The 8,175-nt window shown below is 72.0% G+C and carries 7 protein-coding genes and 1 pseudogene; 5 read left to right on the top strand and 3 right to left on the bottom strand.

The features are described from left to right. Window positions 1-208 precede the first annotated feature (208 nt). From G6R24_RS02260 to G6R24_RS02245, 4 genes and pseudogenes are all read left to right on the top strand, one after another. Complete coding sequence (locus G6R24_RS02260; RefSeq protein WP_225438034.1) at window positions 209-988, top strand: GntR family transcriptional regulator; 780 nt, start codon at window positions 209-211, stop codon at window positions 986-988. A gap of 37 nt (window positions 989-1,025) precedes the next feature. Further along, a pseudogene (biuH, locus tag G6R24_RS02255) lies at window positions 1,026-1,897 on the top strand (biuret amidohydrolase). A gap of 9 nt (window positions 1,898-1,906) precedes the next feature. Next, window positions 1,907-3,859 (top strand): allophanate hydrolase, encoded by a 1,953-nt coding sequence (atzF, locus tag G6R24_RS02250; protein ID WP_163547505.1) that lies wholly within the window; start codon window positions 1,907-1,909, stop codon window positions 3,857-3,859. Window positions 3,860-3,893: 34 nt separating this feature from the next. Continuing rightward, complete coding sequence (locus tag G6R24_RS02245) at window positions 3,894-4,175, top strand: metal-sensitive transcriptional regulator (protein WP_163547498.1); 282 nt, start codon at window positions 3,894-3,896, stop codon at window positions 4,173-4,175. A gap of 63 nt (window positions 4,176-4,238) precedes the next feature. Here G6R24_RS02245 and G6R24_RS02240 read toward each other — a convergent pair whose 3' ends face one another. Further along, on the bottom strand, window positions 4,239-4,709 hold the full coding sequence (locus G6R24_RS02240; RefSeq protein WP_163547497.1) for a MarR family winged helix-turn-helix transcriptional regulator: 471 nt from the start codon (window positions 4,707-4,709) through the stop codon (window positions 4,239-4,241). 207 nt (window positions 4,710-4,916) lie between these two features. On the opposite strand from G6R24_RS02240, the gene G6R24_RS02235 reads away from it, so the two are divergent. Next, window positions 4,917-5,582, top strand: a complete 666-nt coding sequence (locus tag G6R24_RS02235; protein WP_225438033.1) for an alpha-ketoglutarate-dependent dioxygenase AlkB — start codon at window positions 4,917-4,919, stop codon at window positions 5,580-5,582. Here the strand turns inward: G6R24_RS02235 and G6R24_RS02230 are convergent. Then, on the bottom strand, window positions 5,567-6,922 hold the full coding sequence (locus G6R24_RS02230) for a serine/threonine protein kinase (RefSeq protein WP_163547496.1): 1,356 nt from the start codon (window positions 6,920-6,922) through the stop codon (window positions 5,567-5,569). The genes G6R24_RS02235 and G6R24_RS02230 overlap by 16 nt on opposite strands. Window positions 6,923-7,382: 460 nt before the next feature. Then, on the bottom strand, window positions 7,383-8,021 hold the full coding sequence (locus G6R24_RS02225) for a response regulator (RefSeq protein ID WP_163547495.1): 639 nt from the start codon (window positions 8,019-8,021) through the stop codon (window positions 7,383-7,385). Window positions 8,022-8,175: the final 154 nt, after the last annotated feature.

Below are 8,175 nucleotides of genomic sequence, written 5' to 3'. Positions count from 1 at the left end.
TCCCGGTTGATGAGAAACGCATTGGTCCTTTACCGTTCTCATCATGTACACGGTCCTGTATACAGGTCAGTATGCAGTGCTGCGGGAAAGGTCGCCACGATCGTCGTCGGGCGCCCTCGGGCAGACCCGACGTCGGCATCGGCGTCGGGTCGTCGCCGTCCGCAGCCGGTCGGCGCGTTCGGGTCGGCGATGGCGGATGCTCGGCGGTATGACTTCGACGTCCCCCACTGGTCCCATGTCCACGGGCGCCACCGCGGCGGGGCCCACCGCCGCCCGGCCCGGGTCCGCGCGACCCGCCGCCGGCAACCTGCGCGACCATGCCTATGTCGCGTTGCGTAGTCAACTCATGTCCGGCGAGTTCTCCTTCCGGGACCGGCTTACCGAGGAGCGGCTCGCCGCGCTGCTCGGGGTGTCCCGTACGCCGGTGCGGGAGGCGCTGACCAGGCTGGCCAGCGACGGCCTGGTGGAGAAGCGGCCCGACGGCGGTTACTACCCGGCCGAACCCGACCTCGGCGGCCTGCGGGATCTGTACGAGATCCGGGTCACCCTGGAGCTGCGGGGGCTGCTGCGGGCCGTGGAGACCGGCACGGCCCATGATCCGGCGTTGCTCGAACCACTGCGCGATTCCTGGCGGGCGCTGCGGGAAAGCCCGCCGGCCCCCGATCCCGACTTCGTCGCGCTCGACGAGGATTTCCACCTCACGCTCAGCCGCGCCTCCGGTAATGCGGAACTGGCGAACCTCCTGGACTCGGTGAACGCCCGGATTCGGCCGGTGCGGATGCATGACTTCGTGACCGCGGACCGCGTGCACCTGACGATCAGTCAGCATCTCGAGATCGTCGACCGGGTGCTCGCCGGTGATCTCGAGGGCAGCGTCGTCGCGTTGCGCCAGCACGTCGGCGAATCGATGGACGTCGTCGAGAAGCGCGCGGCCCAGGCGATCACCCAGATGGTGCTGCGCCGCAGCCGCCCGTCCGGGCGGCCCTGACCTCGAACCGTCCCCGTCAGAAAGGGCCACCTTCGTCATGACCCTCGCTCCCTCAGCCGCGACCACCGCGACCACCGATGCCGATGCCGATGTCCTGGCCCAGCCGGGCCAGCCGGGCCAGCCGGGCCAGACGCGCCCGGCCGTCTCCGTCGGACCGGCGCTGCCGGAGCCCGGACGCCTCGCCGCGGCCGGGTCACTGCGGATCGGCCCGGTCGAGGCGGCGCCGTACGCCTGGCCCTATGACGGGTCGTTCAGCCCGGCGACCACCGCCGTGGTCAACATCGACTGGCAGGTGGACTTCTGCGGGCACGGTGGCTATGTGGACGCGATGGGCTACGACCTCGCCCTCACCCGTGCGGGCCTCGCGCCGACCGCCCGACTGCTGGCGTTGCTGCGGCCACTGGGCTTCCTCATCGTGCACACCCGGGAGGGGCATGCCCGGACCTGGCCGACTGCCCGCCGAACAAGCTGTGGCGCTCGAAGCGGATCGGCGCCGGCATCGGTGATCGTGGCCCCCGCGGGCGCATCCTCACCCGCGGCGAACCCGGCTGGGAGATCGTCCCGGAGGTGGCGCCGCTGCCCGGCGAGGTGGTGATCGACAAGCCTGGCAAGGGCTCGTTCCACGCGACCGATCTGGAGCTCGTCCTGCGCCGGCACGGCATCACCCACATCATCCTGACCGGCATCACGACGGACGTCTGCGTGCACACGACGATGCGCGACGCCAACGACCGCGGGTACGAGTGCCTGTTGCTGTCGGACTGCACCGGTGCCACCGACCCGGCCAACCACGCGGCGGCACTGCACATGGTCACCATGCAGGGCGGTGTCTTCGGCGCGGTGGCGGACTCCACGGCGGTCGGTGCCGCCGTCGACGCCGCGACCCGCGCCGCGCAGCTGGCCGGCTGACCCGCACCGATCGATGACGACCGAACTCATGACCGGCCCGCGTCCAGACGGCCTGATACCGGTCCCCGACCTTCAGGCGACGGTCCTGCGGGACGGCTACCACCGCGGCACCCTGCCGCCGCGGTCTACGACCGGATCGAGGCCCGCGGCGACGACGCGGTGTGGATCTCGATGGTGCCGCGGCCGCAGGCGATGGCCCGCGCCGCGGCGCTCGACGCGATGCGCGATGCCCTGTTCGGGCCAGCGGGCGGTGGGCGGGCAGGCGCCGACTCGCGGTTGCCTGCCCTGTTCGGACTACCGTTCGCGGTCAAGGACAACATCGACGTCGCCGGGCTGCCGACGACGGCCGGCTGCCCCGGGTTCGCCCGCGAGCCGACCAGTGACGCCCCCGCCGTGGCCGCGCTGCTCGCCGCCGGCGCGGTCTGCCTGGGAAAGACCAATCTCGACCAGTTCGCGACTGGCCTGTCCGGGGCCCGCTCTCCCTATGGCACACCGGTGTCTCCGTTCGACCCGGAGATGATCGCGGGCGGTTCCAGCTCCGGCTCCGGTGTCGCGGTGGCCGCCGGACTGGTGACCTTCGCGGTGGGGACCGACACGGCGGGGTCGGGCCGGGTGCCGGCGGCGCTGACCAACGTCGTCGGCATCAAGCCGTCCCGTGGGCTGGTCAGCACCCGCGGTCTGGTGCCGGCGTGCCGCTCGCTGGACTGTCCGAGTGTCTTCGCGCTCAGCGTGGCGGACGCGCGGCTGGCCCTGTCGGTCATGGCCGGCTACGACCCGGCTGATCCGTACTCCCGCAGGCTGCCCGGCGTCGCCGGGCCCGCGTGGCCGACCGTGTCGAGCTCCGGGCGCCACCCGCGGGTGGCCATGGCCCGGCCCCGGGAACTGACCTTCTTCGGGGACGCGGGCGCCCGGGCCGTGCACGAGCACGGCCTGTCACTGCTGCGTGAGCTCGGCGTCGAACTCGTCCCGGTGGATCTCGAACCGTTTCTCGCCGCGGGCCGGCTGCTCTACGAGGGGCCGTGGCTGGCCGAACGGTTCGCGTCCGTGGGCGAGTTCGTGCTGGCCCGTCCGGACCAGGTCCACCCCACCGTCCGGGCCGTGATCGAGCCCGGCGCGGCGATCACCGGGGTCGAGGTCCATCGTGGCCTGACCAGGCTGCGCGTGTTGCGTCGGCAGGCGGAAGCGCTCTGGCAGGACGTGGACGCGCTGGTACTGCCCACCGTGCCCACCAGCTACCCGGTCGCCGCGGTGCTGGCCGACCCGATCGGGCTGAACAGCCGCCTGGGCCGGTACACGACCTTCGCGAACCTGCTCGACCTGGCCGCGGTCGCGGTCCCCGTCGGCTTTCATGGCGGGCTGCCGCACGGGGCGACCCTGCTGGCCCCCGCGGGCCAGGACGCGTTCCTCGCCGACCTCGCCGCCCGCCTGCACGCCAGCACCGGCCTGCCGACCGGAGCCACCGGTCATCCCCTGGCCGAAGCCATCACGCCGACCCCACCGACACCGCCGGCCCCACCGACACCGCTGGTCCCGGCGGGGTCGGGACCGGATGTCGTCGATCTGGCGGTGGTGGGGGCGCATCTGAGTGGTCTGCCGCTCAACGGGGAGCTGACCCGGCTGGGAGCGGTCCTCGTCCGACGTGATCGGACGCTGCCGCGCTACCGCCTGTACGCGCTGGCCGGCGGGCCGCCACGACGTCCGGGGCTGCTGCGTACGACCCGGGGCGGATCGGCCATCGAAGTGGAGGTCTGGCGGTTGTCCACGCAGGCCGCCGGCCGCTTCCTGCTCGGCGTCGGCTCGCCGTTGGCGATCGGAACCGTCGAGCTCGTCGGCGGACCCACCCTCGGCTTTCTGTGCGAGTCCGCGGCGGTCGAGGGCGCCGAGGACATCACCGACCTCGGCGGCTGGCGGCCGTACCTCGCCACCGCGGGTCCACCCCCGTCCACCGTGGACGTACCGTAGGGGGGTATGGATCAGTGGGGGGAGGGCACGGCGGATGCACGGCTACACCGACTCCAAGGACGAGTACACCGCCCGACTACGACGCATCGAAGGCCAGGTCCGAGGCCTGCAACGGATGATCGCCGAGGACAAGTACTGCATCGACATCCTCACCCAGGTGTCGGCGGCGACCAGGGCGTTGCAGTCCGTCGCCCTCGGCCTGCTCGAGGACCATCTCGCGCACTGCGTGGCCCACGCGGCGGCCGAGGGCGGCCCGGTCGCCGACGAGAAGCTCCGCGAGGCCTCCGCCGCCATCGCCCGTCTGATCAGGTCCTGACCGGCCGCGGGCACTGACCCGTCCCGCGCGCCGGTGGTCCGGCGGGTCTGCCGCGTGGGGTGGTCAGCGGGCGGCGTCGCCGCGGTCGCCCAGGGCTTCGACGAGGTTCGTCAGCGCGGGCAACGCCGCGACGATGGCCACGCGGTCCTGCTCGCCGAGGCGGGCCAGCGCCGAGCCCAGCCGCCGCTCATGGGCCTGCTGCCAGCCGCCGAGTGCCTGCCTGCCAGCGGGGGTCAGCCGTAGCAGGGCCGCGCGCCGGTCCGCCGGGTCGCGCTCCCGGTGCAGGTAGCCGGCGTCGACAAGCTGCTGCACCAGGGTCGAGACGCTGTTCGGTGCCAGCCGCAGCAGCACCGCGAGCTCCCCGACCCGGGTGCCGTCCCGCTCGGCCACGCACTGCAGCAGTTCGACCTGGGCCATCGGCAACGACTCCCAGGTGTACTCGGTGCGGATGCTGGCCCGCAGCACACGACGCAGCCGTGTCACCACCTCGGTGAGCTGACGCACATCCGGGGACTCGCCGCGCTGGTCGCTCATCGGGTCCGTGGTGCGCCGGTCGTGGCGGGCCCGCCGGGCCGATGGCACCGCGGTGCTGTGCAGCGCATCCTGACATCCATTCCGTGGCTGATCTCCTGGATCAGCGAGGCTACTCGGCCGTCGGCGGACGTGACCGCCCGCTCGGGCCATCGTCACGGCGGCCGCCCTGAACCGACCGGATCATCCGGTGTCGGTATCCTGGCCAGGGTGACCGATGTCGCGACGGTGGATTCCACGGCGCCCGCCACGCGCATCTGGCTGGATGAACGCTCCTGGGTCGATGTCACGCGTGGCTGGCTGCGCGATGCCGACACGTTGTACGACCAGATGCGCACCGGCCTGCCCTGGCGGCAGGGCACCATGTGGCGCTACGAACGCACGGTCACCGAACCCCGGTTGAGCACGTGGATTCCCCGCGGCGGGCCGGTGCCGTTCCCCGCGCTCACGGCGGCCTACCGGGCGCTGCGGCGCACCTACGGGGTCGAGTTCGACGGCTTCGGCCTGTCGCTGTACCGGGACGGCAACGACGCGGTCGCCCTGCACCGCGACCGGGAGATGCGCTGGCTCGATGACACGGTCATCGCCATCCTCACCCTCGGCGCCCGTCGCCCGTTCCTGGTGAAGTCCCGTCATCTTCCCCCCGGCCGGCGGCTGCTCAACGACCCGCAGAACCCGGGTGGGCGGGATCTGGCGCCGGCCGGCGGCGACCTGATCGTGCTGGGTGGACGCGCGCAGGCGGACTGGCTGCACGGCGTGCCCCGGGTGCCGGGCCAGATCGGCGGGCGGATCTCGGTGCAGTGGCGGTGGACGTCACGGACCGGGCGCCCCGAGCAGGGCCCCGGCTACGGCGCCGCTCGTCACTTCAGCCGCTGACGTCCACCCCTCGCCGCGAGGTGCGCCGGCCGGCCAGCAACCCGAGGGCCGTCGTGATCGGACCTGATCCGCCGGATCGGCGCCGCGTCAGAAGCGCCACCACACCAGCCAGCCGCGGCCGCGGCCCGCTGGACACCGCGGGCACCTCCGGCCTTCCGGACGTCCCCGCTTCGCCGGCGGTCGCCTCCGAGCCGGCCGGTTGTCCCGCGTCCGCGACCTGCGCCGCGCTGCGGCCCGGGCAGGGTGAGCAGGAGACCGGCGACCGCGGCCGATGCCACGGTCACCACCGGCGCCGCGGTCGCTGCCAGCGCCAGTGCCGGTACGGACGCCGGTGCCGGCGCGGCCACGGCTGCCGCGGTGGCGCGGGCCGAGCTGGGGATCTTCGTCAGGATGACCGGCGTGGGCCGCTGCCCGGCGCGCTGGGTCGGTAGATCATCGAGGACGCTGCGGTCGATCGGCGCACGGTCCACCGAGGCGAGCTCGGTCTTCCGCGTCGGCTCGGTCAGGTCCGTCGCCGTGGGCTGGCGGGGCACCGTCGGCTCGAGCGGGACAAGCTCGGCGAGCTCACCGAACAGCTCGCCGGCGGTGGGCCGACGCCGGGGATCCTTGCCCATCGCGGCGCCGACCAGCTCACGCAACGTAGCCGGCAGGACGGACAGATCCGGCTCGGCGTAGACCACTCGCTGCAACATCGCACGCCGCGGGCCGCCGCCGAACGGCGCCTGACCGGTCGCCGCGTACAACACGACGCCACCCCAGGTGAAAACATCCGATGCGACTGTGGCGGCCCGGCCCAGAAGCTGCTCCGGGCTCAGGAAGGAAAGGTTTCCCATGCCCCGACCGGCCTGACCGGGACGATCCGCTGAAAACGTGTTCAGAACACGAGCGAGACCGAAATCGACCAGTCGCAGGCCACGTCGGGAAAGCACCAGGTTGGTGGGTTTCAGATCCGTGAACGCAAGGTCGTGGCGGTGCAGGGTGGCCAGCGCGGCGGCCAGCCCGAGGGCCAGCCGGACGGTGTCGGCGGCGGCCAGCGGCCCCTCGTCCTCGATGCTCGCGGCCAGGGTCGGCGCGTCCACGTACTCCACCACGACGTACGGCGTCTTCGCCATGATGTCCGCGCCCAGGACCGCGGCCAGGCAGAACGGGTTCAGCTGGCGCAGGCGTTCGATGTCGGCCGTCAGCCGCTGGCGGAACCAGGCATCCCGCGCGAGGTCCGTGGCGATCGTTTTGATCAGGACCGGACGACCATGGCTACGGCCGAGAAAGACCGTGCCGCTTCCGGTGTCCGAGATCCTACGGTCTATCTCGTACGGACCAAGGGTGGCCGGATCATTCACAGTGGATCCATAGGGAGCGCGCCTGGCCATTGCCATACGACGGAACCTCCTACGGCGGAAAAGGCGGCCGCACGGGGCACGGCTGCGGATCTGCCCGACAAATCCATGTTATCGGCGCTGACCGAAGCCGGACGGCGCAACCATTTGGTGCATGCTCCCCGCCGGCCGGCGATCCCTCCCACCAGACCATCCGAAGTGGACGGTCAACAGTGACGTTCTGGGAGGTTCAGTCCGCGCCGTGTCGTCCGAGCTGACCGTCCGTAGACGGATCTGGGCGGACAGACACCACAGGCGGGAACCGTCACCGCCGTGACCGGCCGTTCAGGTGTGACGGATTCCACCCGCCGAACGGACGGTCACCGCGACCGGCCCACCCGAACGGACCAGCCAGCCCACCCCCGCGCGGGGGCGCCCGACTCGGCCGAGCCCACCGGGACGGCGCCCATCGGGACGCACCGGGTCAGCTGTTGGCGGAGCGGGCGAACGGCTGCAACCGGGCGACCAGCCCACGGACCTCGGCGCCGGCGGCCGCGAGCCGTTCCTCCTTGGTGGCGTCGCTGCTGGCCTCCAGCAGCACGTCGAGCGCGATCAGCCGCTCGGCGACCTCGGTCATCAGGTCGAAGTCCCGCACCCGCTGATGGGCGAGCTCCGACAGCCGCTCGTTCTTTTCGAACAGCTCGACGAAGACGCTGACCTTGGCGCGCAGCAACCACGGATCGAAGGGCTTCGCGATGTAGTCGACCGCACCCACGGCGTACCCGCGAAAGGCGTGATGCGGTTCCCGGTCGATCGCCGTCAGAAAGATGATCGGCGTATCCCTGGTCCGACCCCGCTGCTTGATCCGATGCGCCGTCTCGAAACCATCCATTCCGGGCATCTGAACATCAAGCAGGATCACCGCGAAGTCATCGACGAGCAGCCGCTTGAGCGCCTCCTCGCCGGACGAGGCGGTCACCAGATCCTGGTCCAGCGAGGCGAGAATCGCCTCCAGCGCCATGAGATTGTCGGCACGGTCATCGACCAGCAGGATCTTGCTGCGGGGTCGCTCCGTGGTCGGCCCGCCTTCGCCGTCGACGAAACCGCCGGTCCGCTCGGTCACCCGCCTGCCTCCTCCTTCGCGGTTGCCCTGCCGGCCGGCACGGTCGCCCTGCCGGCCCGTACTGGACGCGGCCACCACACCAGCACGCCCACACCACCATCGCCGACTGCCCGGGTGGACGATGCACCGCCCCACCGATACACGCCCGAATGGG

Origin of the sequence: Candidatus Frankia nodulisporulans, from assembly GCF_902806475.1 — a bacterium.
GTDB lineage: Bacteria > Actinomycetota > Actinomycetes > Frankiales > Frankiaceae > Frankia > Frankia umida.
This window is presented reverse-complemented; position numbering and strand designations above follow the sequence as displayed.